Origin of the sequence: Bradyrhizobium sp. CCGE-LA001, assembly GCF_000296215.2 — a bacterium.
GTDB lineage: Bacteria > Pseudomonadota > Alphaproteobacteria > Rhizobiales > Xanthobacteraceae > Bradyrhizobium.
Genome location: NZ_CP013949.1, coordinates 6190319 through 6214676, shown reverse-complemented (window position 1 = coordinate 6214676; position 24358 = coordinate 6190319). Strand labels below are relative to the sequence as shown.

Annotated in this window: 17 protein-coding genes and 1 pseudogene; 12 read left to right on the top strand and 6 right to left on the bottom strand. The window is 56.3% G+C overall.

What is annotated here, in order from left to right; translation table 11 throughout:
• The first annotated feature begins 158 nt into the window (after window positions 1-158).
• From cysD to BCCGELA001_RS28880, 8 genes and pseudogenes are all read left to right on the top strand, one after another.
• A pseudogene (gene cysD / locus BCCGELA001_RS28920) lies at window positions 159-1058 on the top strand (sulfate adenylyltransferase subunit CysD).
• Window positions 1058-2947 (top strand): sulfate adenylyltransferase subunit CysN, encoded by a 1890-nt coding sequence (cysN, locus tag BCCGELA001_RS28915; RefSeq protein ID WP_008558074.1) that lies wholly within the window; start codon window positions 1058-1060, stop codon window positions 2945-2947. Before cysD ends, cysN begins: the two are co-directional and overlap by 1 nt.
• Before the next feature lie 1521 nt (window positions 2948-4468).
• Window positions 4469-6880: a 2-aminoethylphosphonate--pyruvate transaminase gene (locus tag BCCGELA001_RS36305; RefSeq protein ID WP_236840767.1), complete on the top strand. Its 2412-nt coding sequence runs from the start codon at window positions 4469-4471 to the stop codon at window positions 6878-6880.
• Between the two features lie 32 nt (window positions 6881-6912).
• Window positions 6913-7968 (top strand): fatty acid desaturase family protein, encoded by a 1056-nt coding sequence (locus BCCGELA001_RS28900; protein ID WP_008558060.1) that lies wholly within the window; start codon window positions 6913-6915, stop codon window positions 7966-7968.
• Window positions 7965-8795, top strand: a complete 831-nt coding sequence (locus BCCGELA001_RS28895; protein WP_144441526.1) for a gamma-glutamyl-gamma-aminobutyrate hydrolase family protein — start codon at window positions 7965-7967, stop codon at window positions 8793-8795. The genes BCCGELA001_RS28900 and BCCGELA001_RS28895 overlap by 4 nt, the downstream gene beginning before the upstream one ends.
• Window positions 8753-9805 carry a DMT family transporter gene (locus BCCGELA001_RS28890; protein ID WP_083543420.1) on the top strand — a complete coding sequence of 351 codons (1053 nt, stop codon included), beginning with the start codon at window positions 8753-8755 and terminating at the stop codon, window positions 9803-9805. The genes BCCGELA001_RS28895 and BCCGELA001_RS28890 overlap by 43 nt, the downstream gene beginning before the upstream one ends.
• A complete protein-coding gene (locus BCCGELA001_RS28885) occupies window positions 9802-11103 on the top strand; it encodes a hypothetical protein (RefSeq protein WP_008558053.1) in 1302 nt (433 codons plus the stop codon). Before BCCGELA001_RS28890 ends, BCCGELA001_RS28885 begins: the two co-directional genes overlap by 4 nt.
• Window positions 11088-12425: a glutamine synthetase family protein gene (locus BCCGELA001_RS28880; protein ID WP_008558050.1), complete on the top strand. Its 1338-nt coding sequence runs from the start codon at window positions 11088-11090 to the stop codon at window positions 12423-12425. The genes BCCGELA001_RS28885 and BCCGELA001_RS28880 overlap by 16 nt, the downstream gene beginning before the upstream one ends.
• A 259-nt stretch (window positions 12426-12684) precedes the next feature.
• On the opposite strand, the gene BCCGELA001_RS28875 is transcribed toward BCCGELA001_RS28880, so the two are convergent.
• Complete coding sequence (locus BCCGELA001_RS28875) at window positions 12685-13614, bottom strand: TauD/TfdA dioxygenase family protein (RefSeq protein WP_008558048.1); 930 nt, start codon at window positions 13612-13614, stop codon at window positions 12685-12687.
• Between the two features lie 942 nt (window positions 13615-14556).
• On the opposite strand from BCCGELA001_RS28875, the gene BCCGELA001_RS28870 reads away from it, so the two are divergent.
• Both BCCGELA001_RS28870 and BCCGELA001_RS28865 read left to right on the top strand, forming a co-directional pair.
• Complete coding sequence (locus BCCGELA001_RS28870) at window positions 14557-14844, top strand: hypothetical protein (RefSeq protein ID WP_060736879.1); 288 nt, start codon at window positions 14557-14559, stop codon at window positions 14842-14844.
• A 16-nt stretch (window positions 14845-14860) separates the two neighbouring features.
• Window positions 14861-15442, top strand: a complete 582-nt coding sequence (locus BCCGELA001_RS28865; RefSeq protein WP_060736878.1) for a hypothetical protein — start codon at window positions 14861-14863, stop codon at window positions 15440-15442.
• Window positions 15443-15630: 188 nt separating this feature from the next.
• On the opposite strand, the gene BCCGELA001_RS28860 is transcribed toward BCCGELA001_RS28865, so the two are convergent.
• Entirely contained in the window at window positions 15631-15951 is a 321-nt protein-coding gene (locus tag BCCGELA001_RS28860; protein WP_060736877.1) for a hypothetical protein, read from the bottom strand.
• A 310-nt stretch (window positions 15952-16261) separates the two neighbouring features.
• On the opposite strand from BCCGELA001_RS28860, the gene BCCGELA001_RS37465 reads away from it, so the two are divergent.
• The gene (locus tag BCCGELA001_RS37465) at window positions 16262-16600 is read left to right on the top strand and encodes a hypothetical protein (protein ID WP_144441525.1); all 339 of its coding nucleotides are present in this window, start codon (window positions 16262-16264) and stop codon (window positions 16598-16600) included.
• Here the strand turns inward: BCCGELA001_RS37465 and BCCGELA001_RS28855 are convergent.
• Together BCCGELA001_RS28855 and BCCGELA001_RS28850 are read right to left on the bottom strand one after the other, a co-directional pair.
• Window positions 16515-17504, bottom strand: a complete 990-nt coding sequence (locus tag BCCGELA001_RS28855; RefSeq protein WP_158511644.1) for a class I SAM-dependent methyltransferase — start codon at window positions 17502-17504, stop codon at window positions 16515-16517. The two genes, BCCGELA001_RS37465 and BCCGELA001_RS28855, sit on opposite strands and share 86 nt — an antisense overlap.
• Before the next feature lie 270 nt (window positions 17505-17774).
• Window positions 17775-18515 carry a hypothetical protein gene (locus tag BCCGELA001_RS28850; protein ID WP_008558036.1) on the bottom strand — a complete coding sequence of 247 codons (741 nt, stop codon included), beginning with the start codon at window positions 18513-18515 and terminating at the stop codon, window positions 17775-17777.
• Between the two features lie 455 nt (window positions 18516-18970).
• On the opposite strand from BCCGELA001_RS28850, the gene BCCGELA001_RS28845 reads away from it, so the two are divergent.
• Complete coding sequence (locus BCCGELA001_RS28845; RefSeq protein WP_008558034.1) at window positions 18971-19435, top strand: hypothetical protein; 465 nt, start codon at window positions 18971-18973, stop codon at window positions 19433-19435.
• A 757-nt stretch (window positions 19436-20192) separates the two neighbouring features.
• On the opposite strand, the gene BCCGELA001_RS28840 is transcribed toward BCCGELA001_RS28845, so the two are convergent.
• On the bottom strand, window positions 20193-21044 hold the full coding sequence (locus BCCGELA001_RS28840) for a radical SAM/SPASM domain-containing protein (protein WP_060736876.1): 852 nt from the start codon (window positions 21042-21044) through the stop codon (window positions 20193-20195).
• 455 nt (window positions 21045-21499) lie between these two features.
• The gene (locus BCCGELA001_RS28835) at window positions 21500-24169 is read right to left on the bottom strand and encodes a valine--tRNA ligase (RefSeq protein ID WP_060737899.1); all 2670 of its coding nucleotides are present in this window, start codon (window positions 24167-24169) and stop codon (window positions 21500-21502) included.
• Between the last annotated feature and the right edge of the window lie 189 nt (window positions 24170-24358).

The following is a 24358-nucleotide window of genomic DNA, read 5'->3' as shown; positions in this document are numbered from 1 at the left end:
TTACCGGCCAACGATCGAGTAGCATATGACGGCTGTGTGTGCGTTGCTGCTTGCCGCCGCGTCCATTCGAGCAACACAATCGCTGTTCAGCCGCATGAGATCCGTGCGAATCAAAGCGGCACGTTGAATCAACAGAGAGTATTCAATCGGAAAAAAACATGCTGCCGATACATCTGCGCCGCCTCGAAGCTGAAACCATCGAAATCATGCGAGAAGTAGTCGCCGAGTTCAAGAAGCCGGTCATGCTCTATTCGATCGGAAAAGACTCGAGCGTCATGCTTCACATTGCAATGAAGGCCTTCTATCCCGCGCCATTGCCCTTCCCATTGCTGCACGTGGACACGACGTGGAAGTTTCGCGAGATGATCACTTTCCGCGATCAGACAGCCAGGCAGCTTGGCCTCAAGCTGATCGTGCACGTGAATAAGGAAGGCATCGAGCGCGGCGTCAACCCGATCGATTCGGGGTCAGCGCTTCACACCCAAGTGATGAAGACGGATGCCCTGAAGCAGGCGCTCGACCTCCATCAGTTTGATGCGGCTTTCGGCGGAGCGCGACGCGACGAGGAAAAAAGTCGCGCGAAAGAGCGGATCTTCTCCTTTCGTTCGGTCGGGCATGGCTGAGATCCCCGCAACCAGCGGCCAGAACTGTGGAATCTTTTCAATACCAGGATTCGGCAAGGTGAGACCATGCGTGTGTTCGCAATCTCGAACTGGACCGAGCTCGACATTTGGGAATACGTCATGCTTGAGCAGATCCCGATTGTGCCCCTCTACTTTGCAAAACGAAGGCCCGTCGTACAACGAAACGGCGCAACGATCATGGTCGACGACGAACGATTTCCGCTTAAGTCCGATGAAACACCACTGATGAGGATGGTCCGCTTCCGCACCTTGGGATGTTATCCCCTGAGCGGAGCCATTGATTCCAACGCTACCACGGTCCAGGAGGTCGTCGAAGAGATGCGGAATGCGAGGATGTCTGAGCGCCAAGGACGATTGATTGATACCGATGGAGCCGCTTCCATGGAGAAGAAAAAGCGGGAAGGCTATTTCTAATGACTACCATAGCAATGACCAAGTGTCCGGTCGCGGTCGTAACAAAGGACCAGCTTCGGTTCATCACCTGCGGTTCCGTGGATGATGGAAAGTCGACACTGATCGGCCGATTGCTGCATGACAGCAATATGATCTGCGAAGATCAGCTCACGGCTCTGGAACGCGACAGCATTAGGCACGGCACTACCGGCGGCGACATTGACTTCGCGCTGCTCGTCGATGGGCTTGAAGCGGAGCGGGAACAGGGCATCACGATCGATGTTGCATACCGATTCTTTAGCACGCGGCGGCGCTCCTTCGTCGTGGCTGACACTCCGGGCCACGAACAGTACACACGCAACATGGCAACCGGCGCCTCGATGGCGGATCTAGCGATCATCCTGATCGATGCACGAAAGGGCGTTTTGGTTCAGACCAAGCGTCACTCCTTCATCTGTTCGCTGCTCGGCATTCGCCATATCGTGCTGGCAGTAAACAAGATCGACCTTGCCGATTACCAGAAGAAGAGTGTCGATCGAATAGGTGGCGAGTATTTGACCTTTGCTGCTGGTCTTGGCTTCGCATCTATCGTTCCGATCCCGATCTCCGCCCGCTACGGCGACAACCTTGTCAGCCGTTCAGATCATACCAAGTGGTATACTGGTCCGTGCCTGCTCGACCATTTGGAAAGCATCGACATACAGCCCGACGCGGCCACGCAGGAATTTCGTTTCCCGGTCCAGTGGGTGAACCGACCCAACCAGGATTTCCGGGGGTACGCCGGGTCGGTGGTTTCTGGGAGCATCTCGGCAGGCGACGAAATCGTTGTCGCAGCATCAGGGCAGACTACACGAATTAAGCGAATCGTGACCCAGAAGGGCGATCTTCCCCGGGCTCAAGCCGGCGATGCCGTCACCATCACTCTGGAAGACGAGATCGATATCGGTCGCGGCGATCTTCTGGCGCGCCCGAGGGAGCGTCCGAAGGTCGGCTGCCAGTTTGCCGCCTATCTAATCTGGATGGACCAGGACCCGCTCGTTCCCGGCCGCAATTATATCCTGCGTGTTGGATCCCAGACCAAAGCCGGCAGCATCACCGAAATCAAGCACCGGATCGACGTCAATACACGTGAGCACCTGGCGGCGAGGACGCTCAATCTTAACGAGATTGGTTTTTGCAACGTGGCAACGGCGCTGCCCGTGGCGTTCGATCCTTTTGATATCAATCGAAAGACGGGATCATTTATCGTCATCGATACCTACACCAACCGCACGGTCGGAGCCGGCATGATCGCCTTTGGGCTGCGGCGGCCGACCAACATCGCTTTGCAGCCGCTGTCGGTGGATAGAGTTAAGCGTGCCACACTCAAGAACCAAAAGCCGTGCGTCATATGGTTCACCGGTCTGTCCGGTGCGGGTAAATCATCCATTGCCAACATCGTCGATGAAAAGCTGTTTGCAATGTCGTGCCACACCATGATGCTGGATGGAGATAACCTCCGGCACGGACTGAATCGGGATCTCGGCTTCACCGAGGCCGACCGTGCTGAGAATATCCGGCGTGTCGGCGAGGTCGCCAAGTTGATGGCAGACAGTGGGTTAATCGTGATTTGCTCGTTCATCGCACCCTGCAGGGCTGAACGCGACATGGTACGCAGTTTGTTTGATGAGGAGGAGTTCATCGAAGTGTTTGTGGACACGCCGCTCGAGGAATGCGCGCGGCGGGATTCTAAGGGTCTCTACGCCAAGGTGAAAGCTGGCGAGATCAAGAGCTTCACCGGCATCGATGCACCATACGAAATCCCGATACGACCGGAAATGCATCTCAGGACCAAGGGGCAGACGCCTGAGCAGCTAGCGAATGCAGTGGTCAATCTCTTGGTGGCGCGCGCAGTCGTTGGCTATCGCTGACAGATCCTTCTTCCCTGCCTGGCGCAGCTCCAATCCAATGACATACTTGGCAGACGCTAGGGCCAGGGACGAATTCGATTGCAGCGCGCTAGAGCTACCACCGGGTTTTGCTACGCGCTGCCCCAGCGGCCGATGCGGGGGAAGGCCGGCGAAGCCGGCGGCAGCCGGATACTAGCAGCAGGTTCTGTAAACGAGGCAGCACCGAGCGGAACGGCGTGGCGGTGCAATCCGTCGCACATCCATGCAGGCCCATGAGGTCGGCAGTCAACATTGTGGGCTCGGAGCGCGAGCTCTGAAGCTGGCCACTTGAATCCAAAGTTTACTATATTGGGCCCGGTTGGGCCTCAAGAAGACTGCCGGAACGCTTAGAGCCTTCGCCGATCACGAGGTGCGAGGCGAATGGGTGGTGGATCGAGAACATCGGGCGCATAGCTTTGATCTACGCGCAGACCGCCCAGTGTCTCGCGAAGGACAGCGTTTTGAGCAACGTTTATTGGCTCGGCGCGGGCAAACCTGATGGCGGACGATGGTTCGAGGGCGGCCAGGGCCGGTCGCGTCAAGCAGGCATCACAGCGTTCTGTAAAATGGGCGCCGCCATTTGTTGAGGGTTCATCGAGGCTCGGTTCGGTAACAAGGGACATGCGCGGCAGTGTCTCGGTACACCGGACAAACGCGCGGCACAGGCCAGATAGCGTTAGGGTGACCTGATCATAACGACGAACTAGCCGCTCCACGTACGTCCGCTCATGTCAACTCAGTGCAAAGTGGCACGTGCCGGCCTCTCATTATTGCAATCGCCACAAGCTCGTCCCCTCAGAGCTCCCTACGGTCGTTTGCCAGGCCTGGGCGGCTTCGGGCGCGTCTTGCCTTGGGAGTTTCCAGAAAGTCGATCTTTGGAGATCGTACACATTCGCTGGCTCGTCGGAATACACGCGACAAGTTGTCAGCCTGCGAAATATTTCATGCGATTAGCTATCTGAGTGGGTTGAATCGGACCCTACGTCAAGTTGTAGGGTCAAAATAGGCAGCCACAGCGTCGGCAGCGCCTTAACGACTGACAAAGAGTGCGAATGTCCAAGATCATAGGCTCATTCACGATGACACAGTCATCAGCGACGATCGTGAAGCTCACCGTCTCTGGGGCAATATCAATGCGCGTCCGACATTGGTCGCTCGCCACCTTTAAGCAGATCGGCTGACTGCCTCATCAGCGACGCGAGCGCGCCCGGTCAAGCTGCATCGCCATGGCAGTAGGCTGCTACATCGCCGCAACGGTGCACTCGGCAGGGCGGTGCGGTCCGACTCTCGGCAGAGCTAAAGCGGGCTTTGCAGAACACGCTCTGAATCGTCAACGAGAGCCAAGCGTACCCGTTCACCGGTGCGTTGTCTTCGTTAGGCGAACTACATCGTGTGACGCTGCGGCAGTCTAACGAGCGCAACATAGAAGGGGATGGTGTGACAAGACAACGTTCTTTGCTGACGCCGGGGCCGATGTCCCTATCTTCGGTAGTGAAGGCCGAGATGCAGTTCGACCTTGCATCGCGTGATTGCGAGTTCAAGGAAGTGACCGCGCGTATGAGACGGTTGATGCTCGATGTGTCGGGCAAAGCGGAAGGTTATTCGGTCGTTCCTATCCAGGGAGGCGGCTCCTTTGGAATGGAAGCCGCTCTCTCTTCATTCGTCACCCGCGCCGACCGGCCGCTCGTCTGCATAAATGGCATCTATGGCGAGCGCATTCTCAAAATTCTGCGACTGTGGGGCGTCCAAGCGGTGAAGCTTATTAAGCGAGCCGCGGACCCTTTGGACCCGGAGGAGGTCGCCGAGTGGTTGAGCCGAGAGCCTGGTATCACGCACGTATGCTTCGTCCACTGCGAGACGACAACCGGAATCGTGAATCCGCTCGAGCCGATCGTAGAGGTGGCAAGGCGACGTGGCGTGAAGACAATCGTCGACGCGATGAGCTCGTTCGGCGGCGTCAACATCGACCTAAGTCGCGGCGGGCCAGACGTCTTGGTTACATCGAGCAACAAGTGCATCGAAGGACCTCCGGGGTTGGCCTTTGCTATTGCCTCGCGCGAGCTACTTGAGAATACGGCACCCGAGCCAAGATCGTTTGTCCTCGACGTGAGAGATCAATGGCGCTCGCTTGAGCGCACAGGTGAGTGGCGATCAACCCCGCCGACCCATATCGTTCAGGCGGTTACAAAGGCACTGGAGATCCTGAGCATCGAAGGCATTGATGCCAGGCGCCGGAGGTATGAAAAGATTAGAGACGGCCTCATCAAAGAGCTGGAGGGAGTGGCGTCGCCACTGCTTGCGGCGAACCTTCAGTCACCAATTTGCGTGGCATTCACCGCTCCAGCTGGAATCTCCGACCAGGCGGGGTTTGATGGGCTGTATCGGCACCTGGCAGCCCATAACCTTTATGTCTACTCGAAGCTGCATCTTCCCACGCGCAGTTTTCGGATCGGCTGTATTGGCGAGATTCGATCCAATTGGATCGAGCGGTTAGGTTGTGCCTTTCGCACATACTTCCGGGCCGGTCGGACTCGCCCCGTAGGACAAGTGTCTGCCCAAGAGGCACGCGACAACAGTGCAGAGATCTCGCATCCTATGGCCACCATCACCCAGCATTCATATTCGACCGCAACTGCTGCGCTACACGCTGGATACCGTCGTGATCCAGTGACGAAAGCGGTGGCCGTGCCGATCTATCAGAATACGGCCTATGAGCTCGACGGGGATTTGAGCCATATTGCTGACATCTACAACGTAAAGGCGGATGGTTTCACGTATACTCGGATCATCAATCCGACGACTCGCGCACTGGAGAAAAGGTATGCCGCTGTAGACATGGGAAGCGACGCACTGGCTGTTGCATCGGGCCAAGCGGCGACGTTTCTAGCTATCGCAAACTTATCAAGCGGGGAGGTGGGAGATAACGTCGTCGCTTCGCCGTATCTTTACGGAAATACGTGGAATCTGCTTCATAACACCTTCAAGCGTCTTGGTATCAGCGTTAGGACGGCCGATCCGCGAAACCCCGAGACGTTCGAAGGTGCCATTGATGATCGAACAATATGTCTGTTCGGGGAGGTGATCTCAAATCCCTGCCTTATTCCGCTTCCTGTGCAGCAGCTGGCGGAGATCGGCAGAAGGCACGGCGTGCCATTGGTCGTAGACAATACGACAACTCCCTTGGTGTGCCGGCCGTCGGCTCTCGGCGCCGCCATTACGACGTACTCTGCGACCAAGTACATTTGCGGTCATGGGACGACACTCGGCGGTCTGATCGTCGATAACCGTAGTTTCGACTATAGGGGAAACTCTCGCTTCCCACTGTTCAACAGTCCGGACGATGCGCACGGCGGAATCATTTGGGGCAACGCTGTGGCAGAGGTCGATGACCTCGGAAAGAGCGAGTTTCTTCTAAAGGCCCGCATGACATGGTTGCGCGATACCGGCGCGGCAATTTCACCGTTTGCAAGCTTCCAACTCGTTCAAGGATTGGAAACGCTGCATCTCCGCATGAAGGAGCACTGCGAAAACGCCAGGATTGTAGCCGACTTCCTGAGCACACATCCAAAAGTGCGTCGAGTCGTCTACCCGGGTCTCTTTGAAGGAGCGGACCGAGAAATCATCGATCAGACACTCGATACCGGCTACGGGCATGGCGCGATGGTCATGTTCGAGGTGGAGAACGAGCAGGCCGGCCGCAAGTTTATCCAGAACGTCGGCCTAATGTATCACGTGTCCAATGTGGGGGATGCCCGCACGCTGGTAACACATCCTGTCTCTACGACCCACACCACCGTCCCGCGGGAAAAGCGCGAGGCTGCCGGCATATTCGGCGGCTCCATCCGGCTTTGCGTCGGCATCGAAGACATTACCGACATCATCAAGGACTTGGAAAAGGCGCTTTCCGCAATCTGACAACTCGAAAGCCGATCTAGGAAGAGGTTCTCATGAAACAGGCAGATGCTTGGAAACTGAGGTCGTCACGTTTTGAGGCGGTTCAATTTGACCGCGAGATCAACCAGCAGCTCTCCGAGCTCAGACCTGATAACATAACAGGGGCTGCATACATTGTTAAAGATTACGCTGCCATCGCAGCTTGCATCGTGGCGACGGTCCATGTCTCCTGGTGGCTCTATCCCCTCGCAGTTCTCTTGATTGGGGCATCCCAGCGTGGATTGACAACAATCGCTCACGATGCCGCTCACCGCACTCTCGCGAGGAATACGACCTGGAACTACTTCCTGGGAATTATGTTCGCCTCATATCCCTTGTTCCAGCGCCACTGGGCATACCGGATTTCGCACGTATACTTGCATCACCCATATCTCGGCGATCCGGAGAAGGATCCCGACTTGAAGTTTTTCTTGGCCAGCGGCGTCTACGAGGTTCAGCCGCCCAAGCAGTACGCTTTCAACATAATCTGGAAGCCCATATTGGGTGGCGCGACAGTCGCGTATCTGAAGTATCTTTGGACCAATCGGTTTTCGATAAGTATCGAGGACCAGAGCCGGTCGGGAATCCTTGTCGACAGGTATGGCTTCTATCTCTTCTGGATGCTCATACTCGGTGGGTCATATCTCCTTGGACTGCTCCACATCGTCGTCCTATTTTGGATCGTACCCTATCTCACCACGTTCCAGGTTCTCGGCTGGTTCATCGAGCTCGCTGAGCACTCACCTCTGTGCGAGACCGAGACAAAGAATGTCTACCTGACCCGAAATAGGAAGGGGAGCTTTATCGAGCGAGCGATTTTCGGGCAGAATCTGGACGAATACCACCTCGAGCACCACCTCTCGCCCGGCATTCCTTTCTGGCTCTTGCACAAAGCGCAGAAAATCCGAATGCAGGATCCTCAGTACGCAAGTGTTGCCGCGACGTGGGGAGGGCTGTTCGTCGAGGGACCTCAAGGGCAACCAAGCGTAATTGCACAGTTGTTGGAGCGAAATCGACGCTTGTATCAGCAGTCTATCGCCGGTCGCGATGCGAGGGAGCAGCTGGCTTGATTACGCACGCGAAAGATGATGTCACCACCGTGGTGGGTGTGACCTCAAATCGTCTTTTAGCAGAAGGCGTGCACCGCGACTGGTTGCGTCGTAAATACGTTCAAGCGCTCGTTCGCTATGCGGGCGTGGCTTGCGTGATATTGCCTACAATCGATGCTGAAGATGAAGAACTCGACAATCTGGCCATCATGGGCAGGCTAGACGGTCTTCTGTTGACGGGAGATGAATCGAATATCGATCCCGCCGTCTTCAATTCGTCTGCCGCGGGAAGACTGAAGCTAACAAGTCAGCACGACGTTCAAGCTGGCGTGAGGGATCGTCCTCGTGACAGACTGTCGACTGCAGCCATTGAGAAGGCCATCGCCGTTGGGATGCCGATCTTGGGCATTTGCCGCGGGCTTCAGGAGCTTAACCTCTACTTTGGCGGCACACTTCACCCATCGCTTTCCGAATGGGGCCCGGAGAGCGGTCAGATGCATGCCGAGAAGCCGGGTTTGCCGAGGGATCGCCAATACGATACAGCGCACAGCGTAAAAATCTGTCCGGACGGCGTTCTCCTTCCCATCGCGGGCGCGGCCGAGGCACACGTTAGCTCCTTGCATAATCAAGGCATAGAAAAGCTTGGGGCTGGGCTAAAACCGGAAGCGTGGGCGTCTGACGGTCTGATCGAAGCGGCGTCAGTCATAGGGGCACCGACGCTGCAGCTCGGCGTGCAGTGGCACCCCGAATGGCACGCCGAAACTGATTCGCTTAGCAAGCGGCTTTTCAACGCATTTGGGGCGGCATGCGTCGCGTATCGGATAAAAAGGGACAGGGGCATTTTGTGAAACTCCGATCGAAACGGGGCCCTTCACGATCGAAAGAAGGAGATCCTTTTGAAGCGTCCTCGAAGTCACCGTTCTGGTTTCGACCAGTTCTGCAGTCTTTGCACGCCGCGAGCGGGCAATTCGTTGCAGGCGTGCTCTTTGTTGCCCTCTATGTTCTCGTGAGTGCCGCAGGTGACGTCTATGCAGCGGCTTATTTCCAGCGAGCAAACGTCTGGATCACCCTCCTGTTGTCCTTTGCCATCGTAAGTATGATGTTCAACGTTCTGGCCTACAAGGAAGGCCGTCGGATGAGAGTCGAGAAGTCCTCGATTCTGGCCTTTGTGTCGCTCAATTGTGTTACCGCGATAAGTTGGGTCGGCTTGTTTGTCGGACTAAAATATGCTGAGCCGGCTATCGTGGTCACGTTTATGGTCGCATTAGGACCGACTGCGACCGCATGGTTGAACGCACTGATCAGGGGACAGGGCCGCCCTCCGAAATCAGATATCGCGGCGAGCGCTCTGATTGCAGCCGTCGGTAGTTACATGGTCTGGATCGCGGCCAGCGGCAATGCTGGCATCGTATGGGGACCACGATCATCGCTCGGTATCTTCTTGGCAATCGTAGCTGGGCTGTCGTTAGCGCTGACTGGTATCCTGGTGAAATTACTGTTTGATCGTGGATTATCTGGCAGACAAGTACTGGCTCATCGCTTTTACGGAGCAATCCTCTTGCTTCTGGGATTAAGCGATCATTCCTTTATCCTACAAGAGCTCTCACAGCATTGGCTTGCAATTGTGATAATTGCACTCACAACGATCGTTCTCCCTTTGTTGTTGGTGCAGGAGGGCATTCGCCGGGTAGAGCCATTCACCGTCAACATGGTCTTATCGACGGCACCTATCATCACGTTCCTGTTTCAGTACTTCGATACTCGCATCGCGCCATCCTTTTATACGCTAGCGGGGAATGTTCTCATCACGGCTATCGCCGTGGGTAACCTCTACTTCCAGTATCGGAGATCCGCATGAAGGACCGTAGTTGTGTCATAGTCGACGCATATTCAACAGGCCGTTTCCTTCCGGAGGAGTTCAAACGTCATGGCGTGAAAACTGTGCACGCGATGTCGAGTGCGCGGATCCCGCCAATCTTTCAGGCGCACTTCAACGCTGACATCTATGATGAAATCCTTCGGCCGGACGAGCGCATGAGCAAGGAGGAGGTCGTTCAGTTTCATCTGGAGGCGCTCCGAGGCAGGGAGTTGGAGTTCATCATAGCAGGCTGCGAGTCAGGAGTTGAGCTTGCCGATTCCTTATCCGAACCGCTCGGGCTGCCTACGAATGGGACCTCATTGTCTGCCGCAAGACGCGACAAATCACGCATGTCTGACGCTTTGGCTTCTGCAGGAGTGCGATCGATCGGACAAGTTGTGTCCGACAACGCTGAAGACGTCACAAGCTGGATGCATCAGCAGCGCTTCGACGAAATTGTCATAAAGCCCTTGAATAGCGCTGGTACGGAGGACGTATTCTTTTGCTCGACCGATGCTGATGTTCGCAGAGCTGTGAACGCGATTGTCGGCAAAACGAATTGCCTCGGAGTGATGAATCGCTTTGCCCTTGGCCAAGAGAAGATAAATGGGCAACAATACACCGTGAACGCGGTCTCCATCGATGGCGAAACATTCGTCACGGAGGTGTGGACCTACGACACTGTTCCCGTCGAGGGCGCGGCATCGGTTTGCTCGCTCGAGAAGTTGCTGGGGGGCAAGGAAACGGTTGTTCAAGAGCTATCCGGCTACTTGGTGCAAGCGTTGAAAGCGCTCGCGATCATCAACGGACCTACTCACGCCGAGATTATCGTCGATCGCAAGGGGCCTGTTCTGGTTGACTGTGGAGCGAGGCTTCAAGGGACGATGTCTGCAAAAGCCCGCACCATGGCTTTGGGTCACAATCATATAACCCTGACCGCGTGGCGCTACGCAGATCCCATCGGCTTCACTGAGTATATGAGGCGACAAGGGCCTTACAGGCGGCTGGCGCACGCACTGTGCGTTTCACTCATCTCGAATATGGACGGTGTTGTCAGCGGCTATCCCGGACTCGAAGCAATCCGCAAACTGCCCAGCTTCGCGGATGCGATCGCGTTTGTTCCGATCGGTCAAAAGCTTGTCCCTACGACAGACTTAGCATCAACTCCGGGAATTGTTTATCTCGTGAATAATAACTTGACCGAGCTTGATGATGACTATCGCAAGTTGCGGGCCATGCGTATGGACCAGGTATTCGATTTGAAGGCGCAGGGGCAGAATCAATGGCAAGCGAGTTAGGGGTGGCTCGGGCACATGAGTCGCGCAAGTCCTTGATTGGAGTATGCGACTTTGATGGTATTCTCCGTGGCAAGCACGTTTTGTCTGACGATGCCTCGACCGAAGATAGGATAATCAAGTTCTCCGAAGCCGTGCTTGCCTGGGATTGTACGGACCGAGTGATACCAGCAAGTTTCGGGCAAGAGTTGCCATCAGTATTCGGAGACGCCGATCTGCGTGTTCTGCCAGCCACGGCGCGCCTGGTACCCACTTTTCATGACCGTTATCTCTGCCTCGCGGAGTTTGCAGGTGCGCATGAGACCATCTGCCCCCGTGGTGTTTTGCGGAAAGTATTAAGAAGAGCTGCTGACCAGGGATACAGCTGCAGTGTTGGCTTCGAGTTTGAGTTTACGCTGTTCAATGAGAGCGCAGAGACAATTCATAGGAAGCCCTACGATCAATGGGTTCCGCTAACGCGAGGTCCCTTTGGTTATTCAGTGGCCCGTACCCTCGCCAGCAACGAGCTATTCGAAGCGATTCTTGCCTTTTGTGAGAATACCAGATTGCCGCTTAGCGGACTCCACTTTGAAACCGGGCCTGGCGTGATTGAGGCCTCGCTTCGTCATTGTGATGCGCTCGAAGCTGCGGATAGAGCAGTCTTTTTCAAGTCAATGGTGAAATCCTGGGCTCAGACCCGGGGCTTGATGGCGACGTTCATGGCCAAGGTTTCGGAGAATGGGCCGGGACAGTCGGGACATATTCATATTTCAATGTCTTCAAATGGTCAGAATGTATTTTACGACGACAAGGCGTGCCGCAACATATCAGGAACTATGAACCAATTCGTTGGCGGACAGCTGAAATACATGAATGACTTTTGCGTCCTCGCGGCCCCCAACGTGAACAGCTATAAAAGGCTGCTACCCGGCTATTGGGCCCCAACTTGTCCGAGCTGGGGAGTTGACAATCGCTCGTGTGCGGTGCGGGTCATTCTGGGAAACAAGTCTGCACACCGCCTCGAGTACAGATTGAGTGGCGCGGATGTAAACCCCTATCTCGCTCTTGCATGTGCCATCGGCTCCGGAATGCTGGGCATTGAAGAGAATGCCGGTTTAGCCACTCCAACCGTTGGTGATGCAAGTGACGAAAGACACTCACCCTTCGAGCGGCTTCCCCAAAACTTGGCTGAGGCCACAATTCGGTTTGCCCAATCTTCAAAGGCAATCGACGTTTTTGGCGACAGGTTTGTTGAAGCGTTCTCTCGTTCTCGCCGGTGGGAGTGGGAAGCCGTTCAAAATCGCGTCTCCGACTGTGAACGCGAGCGGTACTTCGAGGCTATTTAGGAGGTGGCGGTCGACCGTGAATTGCGGTTCATATTGTGCCCGGCGCGTGAGGCGGCGAATGCATCCTCTTGATCTTGAGCAGTACGTTTTGCTCAGAAAACCGGGCTGACGCGATCTGCGCCCATCCCGCCAATCGAGTGTGAGGACGCCGTTGCGGCCACATCGTGGCGCTTCTCCGAGGCCAGATCTGAAACCAGTGCGACAACTCCGGCTGACGACAACCCGCGGCCGTTGGACCGAGATGTTGAAACGTGGAACGCTAGGCAACTTCAATGGGCGGCTGCTTCTCGGCCTCCAGACGCTTTACACTGCAGCGCCCGTCGACAGCGACGGGTACGGTCCCATGGATGGTGGCGCGACGTACAATGCGATGCTGGTCGCCGTAGTCATTAACGGCGTAATGATGTGTTACGCGGTTGTCCCAGATCGCAACGTCGCCTTTCTTCCAGCTCCAGCGAACGGTGTTTTCAGGCGCAATGATATGAGATTGAAATAAATCGAACAGCTTCTGACCGTCATATCTCGGAATATCAACGAAGCGCTGCACCAAACAGCCGAGCATCAGTGCGCGCTCGCCCGTTTCGGGGTGGACTCGCACGACTGGATGCTCCGTCTCAAAGATGGTCCTGGTAAAGACCTCGTCGAAATGCTTTTTGTCGACTGCACGTGCGCGTGCGATTCCCGCGTAATCGAAGGCGTTGCTATGGATGGCCCAGAGCTGTTCGGCAAGCCGTTGCAGCGGCGCCGGTAAATCGAGATAAGCGGCTGCGGTGCTTGACCAGATCGTATCGCCGCCGAATTGTGGGATTACAACAGCCCGCAGCACCAAGATCTTGGGATAAGCATCCAGAAACGTTCCATCGGCGTGCCATACATCGGCCCGGCCGCCACCGCGGGAAGAATCGAGCTCCAGAATCGACGTCGTTCCCCTGGTTGTAGCCAGCGTCGGGTGCGGTACAAGCTCTCCCAAGCGTGCGGCGAAGCGTTCCTGCTCGGCGTCATCGAGATGAACCTGATCACGGAAGAAGATCACCTTGTGCTCAAGCAGAAGACGATTGATTTCAGCGATCACATGGTCCGGCAAATCGCCTGAGAGTGTGATATTTCTGATTTCCGCGCCGAGGCGAGCTGCGCGTTTGACGACAGCCTTGTCCGGAATGCCATCGTTGGCCAAAGCCGCTTCGCGCATGTGGCATTCTCCCATCGTGTGGTTCTTTTCCGGATTAAACAGCATTCAGCCCAGCAGACTGCTGTGCAGCGCTGGCAACTGGTATTGTCTTTCGGAAGTCAAATTGGCTGCCAATTGATCGCGGCATATCCTGGTTTCTCGATGAGGTGTCGCCTGAATCTCGCCTGTCCTCCTCTGCAGAACTGCATTGATTGTGCATGGAAATTCTCATCACATACCCTAGAGTTAGTGCGTCGGTGAAAGGCCCGCTGATTGCAACGCGATAGCGCTCTCTCGAAGAAGGTGTGGAGCACTTGATGTGTGCTGATGCAGGCGTCGCACTGTCTTCGTGGAAAACCTCTCGCTAGCAAGCAGAGTCAGCAATCTCCGTGCCAGTTGCGCAGAGCGCCACTCAGACGGGCATCATGGGCACAAGCTTGAAGGATCGGATCCCGCTCCCGAGGCGATTACAGGATCTGCCATGGTGATCGTTTTAAGGCTTCAGTCGTGCTGTGTCCCCGATGATACTCGAGAGAGCCGGCAGGGTACATCATCCCTAAAAGGATTTGAAGAGATGTGGTCCTTCTACCTTGTTGTTTCTAAGGCGACATGCACTTGTAAGTTGTCAGGAAGCAGACAAATCCTGATGCGAGGCAATCCCTGACGAGAAGCTAGACAGATGCGCGCGAGCATCCGAATGTTGCCCACGACCCGAGCTGCCACCGCCGAATCTGCAAGGGAGTGACAATTCCTAAAGACTATAGACCAAGGCAATCCGCCATTGCATGAGGGCCAACCTAGCTATCGAATCACTACGCCACACAGACTAGGGAACGTTGACTGGTGGCATGGATGCGGTCAGGCGCGGCACGAAGCCATGTTGGTGCCGGCCGCGAGCTGCCAGCATAAGCGTAAACGCCACAAAGAAGAAATCAGCAATCCTTCCGACGCGGCGTAGCTTTCTTGGTGGAGCACCATCAAGCACGGGCTCCTCACTCCTGTCGGCGCTATTACTTCCAGGCCTGGTTCCAACCGATCACACGTTATGGTTCGTTCGGCAGCGACGTCGACTTCCTTGAGCCGGATCCCGATCGGCGCGTCAAATCGATTTCAGAACACGTGACTCCGAAGGTCAGCGATGAGCTGTTCTTCTACGTGAACGATGGCGTCCTCGTCCTGCCGCGCAGCTGGCAGCGGTTCCACAACGACAACGGCGGCTGCCTCTCATTTTTTGTAAAACCAGTGAAATGAATCGTTGTAGGAGCCCATGGACGTTAACGCTCTGTGCCTTGGCGGGCTGCTCATCTCCGGCGTCGCGACGGTCGGCTGGTGCGCAGCGAACAGCAAGTACCGCGTGGCAGTCGACGGCACTGTTAAGCCCTTATTGGTACCTGAACGTCGCTGGCGCTATTCGGCCCAAGATCTTCAGGAATTCAGGCGGGCGGCTCTGAAGTCGCAAACCAGGTTTGGAATATCCGCCCTTGAAGTCTATCGGGAGCGGGTGCTGGTCATTGACTGCGCCTTCGCTATCGCGCTCGGGGCATTCAGCTTGATCTGCTGGACCTTGGCGTCCCGAACGATCGACCTTCCGTTTATGGGCTGGCTCTCGCTGGTCTGCGGTTTCGGATCGGTCGCCTACGGCGTGTTCGATGTAGGCGAAGACGTGGTCCTCCGCATGTTGCTGACGCCCAGCCTCGAAATCTCGAAGGACAAGGTGGACCGTGCTGTCGTCTTTACGCGATTGAAGATAGCAATGATCTGTCTTTCTCTAGTCGCATTGCTAATTTGGGGGCTGCTGGGCCTAATTGATAAGTTCGCTTTGCTTGGTCGGCGAGAAGTGCAGGAATGAATCTTGCGCAGAGATCGCAGGGAGCAAGGTTCGCGCCCGGACGCAATGCTACACAGGCATCAAGGACGCGTGCGGCGTCGAAGCAACAGTCTCTCACCACGAAGCACCTTACGAAGGAGGTCACCGCGATGTGGAGAGCGAGGTACTCGGGCATATGAGATGTCGGCTCGCAATCTGTCGATCGGTTTTCAGCAGGTGTGGGGTGGCTCGCCAACGATGAGCGAGGACCTTACCAACCTCATTGGCCAATCCCCGCCTTCGTCGCCTTCATCGATAACGTCCGGGCATTCCTGACCTTCGTAGGCAGGGCGAAAATGGACGCAGAGCCCGCCGAAGCCGCCTTCGTACTCGGCGTGTTCGGAGATAATCCCGTAGTGGTCGGCGAGAACTTTGGCCACAGCGGCTACCGAGGGTTCCAGCGCATCGATCAGGGCACGCTGTGTGACGTCGTCGAGCGTGGGCGCGGCGATCGCGTCGCAAAGGTCGTTGACGTTAAGGATCTTAGTCATTGGAGGACCTCCCTTTGGTTACCCTGCGCCAATCGCGGCCGGAGGGGAAATTTCGGGAGACGAGGAGACAGCGGGCGCGCAACGGAGGGTCCGACCAAGGGACCCTTCAGGGATACGGTTGGATGCCTTGCGCGTACGCGCCTCGGCGCCAGTTTCCCCGTCCTACTGGCTGTGCATTGGGGTTAGATGCGCAACGGGAGATGGCCTTGAGACGCAATAGGATCGCACCGCGATGAGTTTGGTGATTGATCGAAGGGAGAACGATAGTCGGGCGCATGTGAGTCTCGCAAGATATTGAGGCTTGAGAGATATGGACGATAAAGTCGAAGTGCCGACCACGCTCTCCCGTTACAGAAATCTGGATAACCTAAATTTCCTGGAAGCGATTCTTCTCGATCATGCTGTTTATGCCGCACCTATTGGCAAAGGTGGAACATTCAACGATCCTTGTGAATGTTTTTACGACATTGACGCTTCCGGGGATGAAGAAAATGTTCGTTCCGCGGTTCATCAGCTCAAATCAGGGGGTGGTTTGATCAGCCAACAGCTTGTGGAAGCTATCTTCAACGTCGTCTCAGGAGATAGCGCATTAAGCTACCATGCCGCTCCGCAAAGAGCTTGCTGCCAAAAGCAAGGTAGCCAAACATGACACGAAAATTCCGTTCGCCGATCAGTTCCGAAATCTGCAATCGGTTCGTTTGGAGGTTTTGTGCCCACAGTGCGGTTGTCTTGGCGTAATCTGGTCCATCCTCCTGGGAATGGACTATCTCGAAGCCGTACCTTTCAAACCTGGCAGCCATTTCTGCCGGCGTTTCGAGAAAATGGCCGGGGAAAACGTCTTCGTAAGCTATGCGATAGGCGTCGCCGCCGATCCACGCTGATGGCTTCGCGATGCATTGGAAATAAAGTGCGCCTCCTTTGCGTAAGGAGCCGCTCACGATCTTCAGGAGTTGTGCGCGGCGGCTCGGCGTAAGATGTTCCGCCATACCCACGACCGTGACAAGGTCGAAGCGGTTGTGAAAATGAGAGAGCGTCGCGAAATCTCCATAAGCGATTTTCAACCCGTTGTGGCGTTCCGCGTATCGCTTCATGGCGGCGCTATTTGTGTTTCCTACGGAATCTGACTTAAACTGATCTCGAAAGTAGGCGACGAGTCCACCCCAGCCACAGCCAATGTCGAGATGGCGCGCACCTTCAAGTTTTCCAATTATCGGGGTCGCGAGCGTCCGTATGAATTCGAACTTGTTCTCCTGGGCTTCGTCGAGAGTTTCGTTGCCACGTTCGAACTTGCCGCACGTGTACTGCATGTGCCGATCTAGAAAGAGCTGGTACGCCGCGGCATCCAGAGAGTAATGCGGGTCTGACTCGAATCGCGAGGAGAAGTAGGGAAGGTTCGCCTTTGCGAACCTAAAAACAAGCTGGTTCAGGCGTTCGAACAGATTCTGCCTGACGTCCGACGCAAGATTAACAGCGAAAAGAACATCTGCGGCCTTATCCAAGGGACCAACGATGTCGAGCGCGCCATCGAAGTACGCCTTTGCGAGAGTGTACAAGCGCAATTGGCACATAGTGCTTTCGAAGGCATCTTTCGATGCAAACACAAATTCCGGGAGCTGGTCGTGGCGCCGGGTAGGTGCGCCAAACGTGCCGCTTTGCGTGCCAACCGTTAGTCGGGCCGCTAACCTGGCAGAGGCAAGGACAGTATCGAACGGGCGGGTGGTCTCGTCTGGAAAAGACCAAAGGCTCGACGTAGCCTCCGATTGGAGTCGCGGCGTCCAAGCTCTGCGTACCGATCGAGAATAAGCCATGAAATCCACTGTAGCTTAGACTTGGGACGGGCCGCTAGCAGGTGCAGACGAATTTGCATTCTCTGGCTTTACCGGTGTGGCCATAGGACCACGTTTTCTGCGGGCTTCGCGTTTTTCCGCCGTCCAAGTACTGACATACGGCACTGCCATGGACGCAAGCGCGAAGGCAAAGTCGACATATTCCTTTGCGTCGCCCTGTTTAATCGCACTATAGGTTTGATGGTCTACGCCCGGGGGGAGCCACTTCCAGGCAGCAATCGTTGCGATCGAAAGAGTCGTCATAAATAGCAGGCAAAGCGGTCTGCCAGGCTTGGGGATTTGGCAGCGAGTCAGCGCGAGAGTAAACACCATGATGTAGAAGGGAATAAATGGGCTCCAAGCTCCACCAGTCAGCCAAATGAGCGTTGAGCAGATTATCGAGAAGAGAACTACCGTGAAGGTCATGCTCCGTCGTGCATAAAGATCCCAGTCCCGCTGGCGTGGATCGGTGTACAAGTTCCTTTCGACGATGTTTTTCGTGAATAACGAGCTCAGCATCATCATCGCGACAAAGCTGACCATGATGACTGCCGCCATTACAATGGTAAAGGAATTCCAGAATGCAGCATATCTCGAGGCGATGAGCGCAAACCAAACTACGCTGAAGAAAAATCCACAGAACCCGGCTGATGTTTGTAGAGTGAACAAAAACGGAAATTCGTCAATGCCGATGCGCATCTCATGAAAATAGTCGCGACCAAAAATCCAGTTGGACATCTGATACCTTGTTCAATAATGGACAAAGGGACAGAGAATATAAAAAGACTATGGGGTTTGCGAGTTACATGCAATTGGGGCAAGCATTTTAACCAGCCTTGGAATCGCATCAGGTCAACGAGGCCGTGTCCGATGCGCGCGCATCTTGTGGCATACGCGACGAGATGGAAAAATGCGTTTTAGAAACACAAATGAAGCGAAGCTGCATTCAGGCGCGAAAGCGTGGCAGTAAACGGCCTTCACCGTGATGCAGCATTGACACACGGTTATTCCGCCCAGCACCTGGAAGCTGGGCATCGTTGCTTTTCAAATGGAGAGTTGCGATCCGAACTTGGCTTTTGGCCACTTCTATGTTGCTGGCCTGCTCGCCCCCACGTTGCCGAAAGTATCTTCGTCGACCGCGCGGCGGTTTAGACGCGTGATGCATCTGAACTGGAAGTGTCGCTCCCGCGGAGGTGCCGAAGGAAATCGCGGACGCGATCAAGGCCGCACCGAAGATCAAATCTGTCATTCCCATCACAAAGTCGGAGACGTTCACCCAGCAGGTCAGCAAGGCCGATGAAATCGTGTTCGACAAGGACGCGCATCTGGTCTTGGCGAATTTTTCTCATCCTTGGGTCGCGATCGTCACCAAGACTCTCAAGTTCAGGGACGCTTCAGCTTATTCCTTCATAGAGCGCGATATGAGTAAACCCGCTGCAAATAACGGAAACGTCGGCGCGGTGGGACAGAAAGGAGCGGACGATTTCGGTGAGACGAACCGAAGGGGCAACAATGGTCATCCGGGACAACCGGGAGGGCCGGGCTCCAATGGATTGTCGATCACACTCCCCACAATCTACGTGATTGCGGAGAAGCTCCTCGATGACAAAGGGAAAGGGATCCCGCCCGAATCTCGCCGTTCTTGTGCGCGGACTTGACGGAGGCGTACGCGGGCAAGGTGGCCGGGGTGATGGCGGCCATGCCGGAAATGGAAGGAGGGCGCAACTGGTCCGTTTGATTGCCACGAGACATGGTCCCGGAGGAGACGGCGGCACTGCAGGCCAAGGAGGGCGTGGCGGCAACGGCGGTGCCGGTGGCGCCGGTGCGACACTCGTATTCGTATCGCTGAAGCGGGGAGCTGATACGTTCAGCTACGCTCGCGTCAACAACCAAGGTGGCCTGGGTGGGGTCGGTGGTCGAGGTGGAGCGCCGGGTACTCCCGGAGGCGGTGGCTCCGGTGCGGGAAGGAATGGGTGTGCGGTCCCTCGGGTCCCGGCTCGCCGGGAGACTATCCCAACCCGCCGAATCTCGGTAACGGCACAAACGAACCCGATGGGGCTAAGGGCGAGATGTCTGTCATCGCCGTCAATAATCTGGATCCTTATTTCTGAGACCGATAGGACGACGCGCGCCTGCGGAGCGCGCAAAAGTTTGATGCACAGAGTCGGGCCGCCTGAGCGGCCCGACTTACTCAGGTAGGGGCGCCTATGCCGCCAGCGCTTACTCCTGCGCCCGGTGCGGCACCTGCGGCAGCGAGCCCTTGTCGGCCAGCAGCCGCTCGGCGGCTTCTGCCGCCAGCTTCTCCAGCTTGCGCTGGGCCTTGGTGCTCAACTCTGGCTCGGAAGGGTAAAACCGGCGCATGGCGCTGGTGGCGCGGAGTCGTACTCGGGCGTTGTCCATGCCCAGCCATCAGAGTCAGCGATTCTGCAACTTTGACCTGGCGTGTTCGCACATTCTGCAAAGCAAAAAGCCATTTGCCCCGTTCATGCGGTCGACGATCTGCCGAAAATCGCGTCCTTCAAAGAGATTCTCGTAGTCATCACGTAGGAGATTTCCAAGAACGTGGCGCCTCTCGAAATCCATACAGCAGAGTGTGATGTCGCCGTTAGGCAAAAGAACATTGCGAAACTGTCTTCTTTCAACACATGTGAGACCCCCGGCTATAGGCGCTCGTGATTTAGCGATCCCGCGATCGACGCTTCCAGCTCTGCTAATCAGTGATCCCAGGCGAAGCAGCGCTTCGGCGGGGAGTAGCTTGACGAGATCAGGATGGACCCCGCCGAACGTTAGGAATTGAACCGAGGGAATGTCTGCGTCTAACAGTTGACGGAACAAATTGAGATAAGGTTTTCGGACAAATCGGCTGTTCATCTGGCCGCCGCTATCAAATAGGTGGACCACAAACGCTTTGATGGGCAGCTCTTGTAAGCGTCGTAGATCACGCTCATTCATTCCTACGAGCGTCGTGTAGATCCGGATGCCATGGCCACACGCGTGGGCCTGTTCGACCATCTCGGTGCAATCCCGATTGAGCCATGGTTCAGAATAGCCGGAAAAATGAATGTCGATCGCTGTTGGTACACGCGCCAGACATCGCCTAAAGTCTTCCAGTGTAAGATACTTCACAGGAGAAACCGCTCTTTGACGCTTCGCGAACTTGTGTTGCGGACAATACGAGCACCCGACGGCACAGCCTGTCGTTGTCGTTATCTCCAAGACCCTGCCATCGGGAATGTGCGAATTTCTTGAGAATGACGTGTCTTCCATCTTCTCCGCTCTCTGGGGCGCGTACTCCCGCTTGGACGCAAAGCCTGCTTTTGATCGGTTCTGGGAGCTGCTGCATGCGCGACATAGGGAAGCAGGATTTGCGCCATCGCGATTTGCCGAGTTATTGCGCGTATCTGATACGCTGTTGGGTTCCCGACATATGCGCCTTAGCGAAGCTCATGTTACCGCGCGTCCGGCTCGAGCCCGCTGCCTGTGAGCCTACTCTTTATTCCGGACAGTCAGATAATGGCCGACGATGGTACGACCTATCTTCGCGAGCGTCGCTGCGGTGACGCATGTCTGGCCCCCCTCCACGCTGGCGGGGAAGTCAGCGGGGTCGGTTGCTCGTCACTTCCGGGTTGACGTTCGTATTCTTGCCTGCTGGCAAGGGTCAGGATCGATAGTCTTCTGACGACGCAGGTCGAAACTCGTGGCACGCACGACGACCGCGTCGATCAGTTCAGGACGGCGAATAATCGGGTGAGCGCCGATTCCAGCTTCGCTTGGCCAGCCTTGGCCGCGGCAAGACGGTCGCGGGTATCCTCTACGACGTGTTCCGGGGCGCGAGCAATGAAGTCTTGGTTACTGAGTTTCTTGGCCAACTTGTCGGCCTCCGCGCCGAGGCTGGTGATCTCCTTGGTGAGGCGGTTGCGCTCTGTGGTCAGCTCTATGAATTGGGCAACCGGCAGTGCCAGCGTCGCGCCGGCGATTACATAGGAGACTGCTCCCGGTGGCACTGCGTTGACCAACCGCACGTCGGCGACGCGCAGCAACCGGGCAATGAGCTGCGCATTGGCCGTCAGGGCCTCGCGCTGCGTCTCGGAGGCTTCGACCACCAACAGCAGCGGACGCGCGGCGGGCGGGATGTTTAGCTCCTGGCGCACCGATCGGCCTTCGGAGATGGTATCGATGATCAGTCGAATTTCAGCATCGGCGGCCGGGTCGACTAAGCTCTCCGCGAGCTGTGGCCAGGCCGCGGTCATGATGAAGCCTTGGTGGCCGCGCGGCGCACCAAGGCGGGCTGTCTCGGCCCAAAGTTCCTCAGTGAGGAATGGCATAATCGGGTGAAGGATCTTGAGGGTGACGTCCAATACCCAAGCCGTAACCGCGCGCGTTTCGTCGCGAACGGCACTATCTGCGCCGTTCAGTACTGGCTTGCTCAGCTCAATGTACCAATCGCAAAAGACATTCCAGATGAAGCGATAGAGCGCGTCGGCGGCCTCGCTGAAGTCGCACTCAACAAGCGCGCTGGCTACGATTTTCGTGGCCCGGGCGGTCTCGCCGACAATCCAGCGATTCAGCGGCATCCTTGCGAGCTCGGGCGAAAACGTCGTCTCGCGCGTGCAGCTGTTCAATTGGGCAAAGCGCGTCGCATTCCAGAGCTTGGTGCCCAGATTGCGATAGCCTTCAATGCGTTGCCGGGACAGTTTGATGTCGCGTGTAACTCCGGACATGGCCGTCAGCGTGAAGCGCAGCGCGTCGGCTCCGAACTCGTCGATCAGATCCAGGGGGTCCATGACGTTTCCCTTCGATTTCGACATCTTCGCGCCGCTTGCATCGCGCACGAGAGCGTTGATGAACACTCGCTTGAAGGGAACTTCTTCCGTAAGGTGTAGGCCCTGCATCATCATGCGGGCGACCCAAAAGGGGATGATGTCGAAACCCGTGACGAGTGTATGAGTCGGATAGAAGCGTTTGAGGTCGGGTGTCTTGTCGGGCCAGCCGAGGGTCGAGAATGGCCACAGCGCAGAAGAGAACCAGGTGTCGAGCACGTCCTCGTCCTGAACGAGCGGCTCGTCGCGGCCATAGTGCGCGCAGGCCTGAGCCTTGGCTTCCTCTTCGGTCTCCTCGACGAATATGGTGCCGTCCGGGCCGAACCAAGCCGGGATGCGATGACCCCACCAGAGCTGACGCGAGATGGTCCAAGGCTGGATGTTGCGCATCCACTCGAGGTAGGTCTTTTCCCAGTGGCGAGGGGCGAACACTGTGTCGCCCTCAACGACTGCCTCGATCGCGGGCCGCGCTAGCACCTCCGCGTTCACGAACCATTGGTCAGTCAGGAAAGGCTCGACCACAACGCCGGAGCGATCTCCGTGTGGGACCATGTGGCGAATTTTCTCGGTTCCTCGCAGCAGACCGAGGGCGTCACACGCGTCGACCACTTTCGCGCGTGCGGTAAAGCGGTCCAGTCCGCGGTAAGCCTGCGGAGCGCTTTCGTTCACGTGCGCATACTCGTCCAGGATATTGATCATCGGCAGGCCATGGCGCCTGGCCACCTGAAAATCGTCGAAGTCGTGGGCGGGCGTGATCTTCACTGCTCCGGATCCCTTCTCTGGATCTGCATGTTCGTCGGCCACGATTGGAATCTGCCTCCCGACGATCGGCAGAATGACCCCTTTACCGACGAGATGCTTGTAGCGCTCGTCATCAGGGTGAACCGCGACGGCGGCATCGCCCAGCATGGTTTCGGGACGCGTGGTAGAGACAACGATCTCGCCGGAGCCATCCGCCAGTGGATAGGCGAGATGCCAGAAATGGCCCTCGATCTCACGCTGCTCGACCTCAAGGTCGGAGATTGCGGTCTGGAACTGAGGATCCCAATTCACCAGACGTTTGTCGCGATAAATCAGGCCCTCCTTAAAAAGGGTGACGAACACCTTACGCACCGCGCACGAGGAGCCTTCGTCGAGGCTGAAGCGCTCACGGCTCCAGTCGCAGGAAGCCCCTAATCTGCGCAACTGCTCAACGATCTTGCCGCCGGACGTGGCTTTCCATTTCCAGACCTCAGCGAGGAAGTTCTCTCGGCCCATCTCGCGTCGATTGATGTTCCCCGCCAGCGCGAGCTGGCGTTCAACCACCATCTGAGTGGCGATGCCGGCGTGGTCTGTGCCCGGTAGCCAGAGTGCCGCTTTGCCACGCATGCGCTCGAAGCGGACCAACACGTCTTGTAAAGTGTTGTTCAGCGCATGGCCAACGTGCAGGGAGCCGGTAACGTTCGGTGGCGGCATGATGATCGAAAACGGCTCTGCTTCCGGGTCATTGGTAGGCGCAAAGGCACCCGAAGCTTCCCAAGCAGCGTATAGCCGTGGTTCAGCGCTCTTTGGATCGAAGACTTTGTCAAGCATGATTTTCTCCATCGTTAATGCGGATGGAGAATGCCGATCCATCCACAAAGTGAGGATCGGATGGCGCCGACGTTCAGCGGCGGATCACGTCCCCAACAGAGGACGGCTTACGATTTCGCGGTTTGGCGTGCGAATGTTCATGTTTTCCGAGTAGCGCATCTGCACCTGATACACAAGCCACATCTGCTC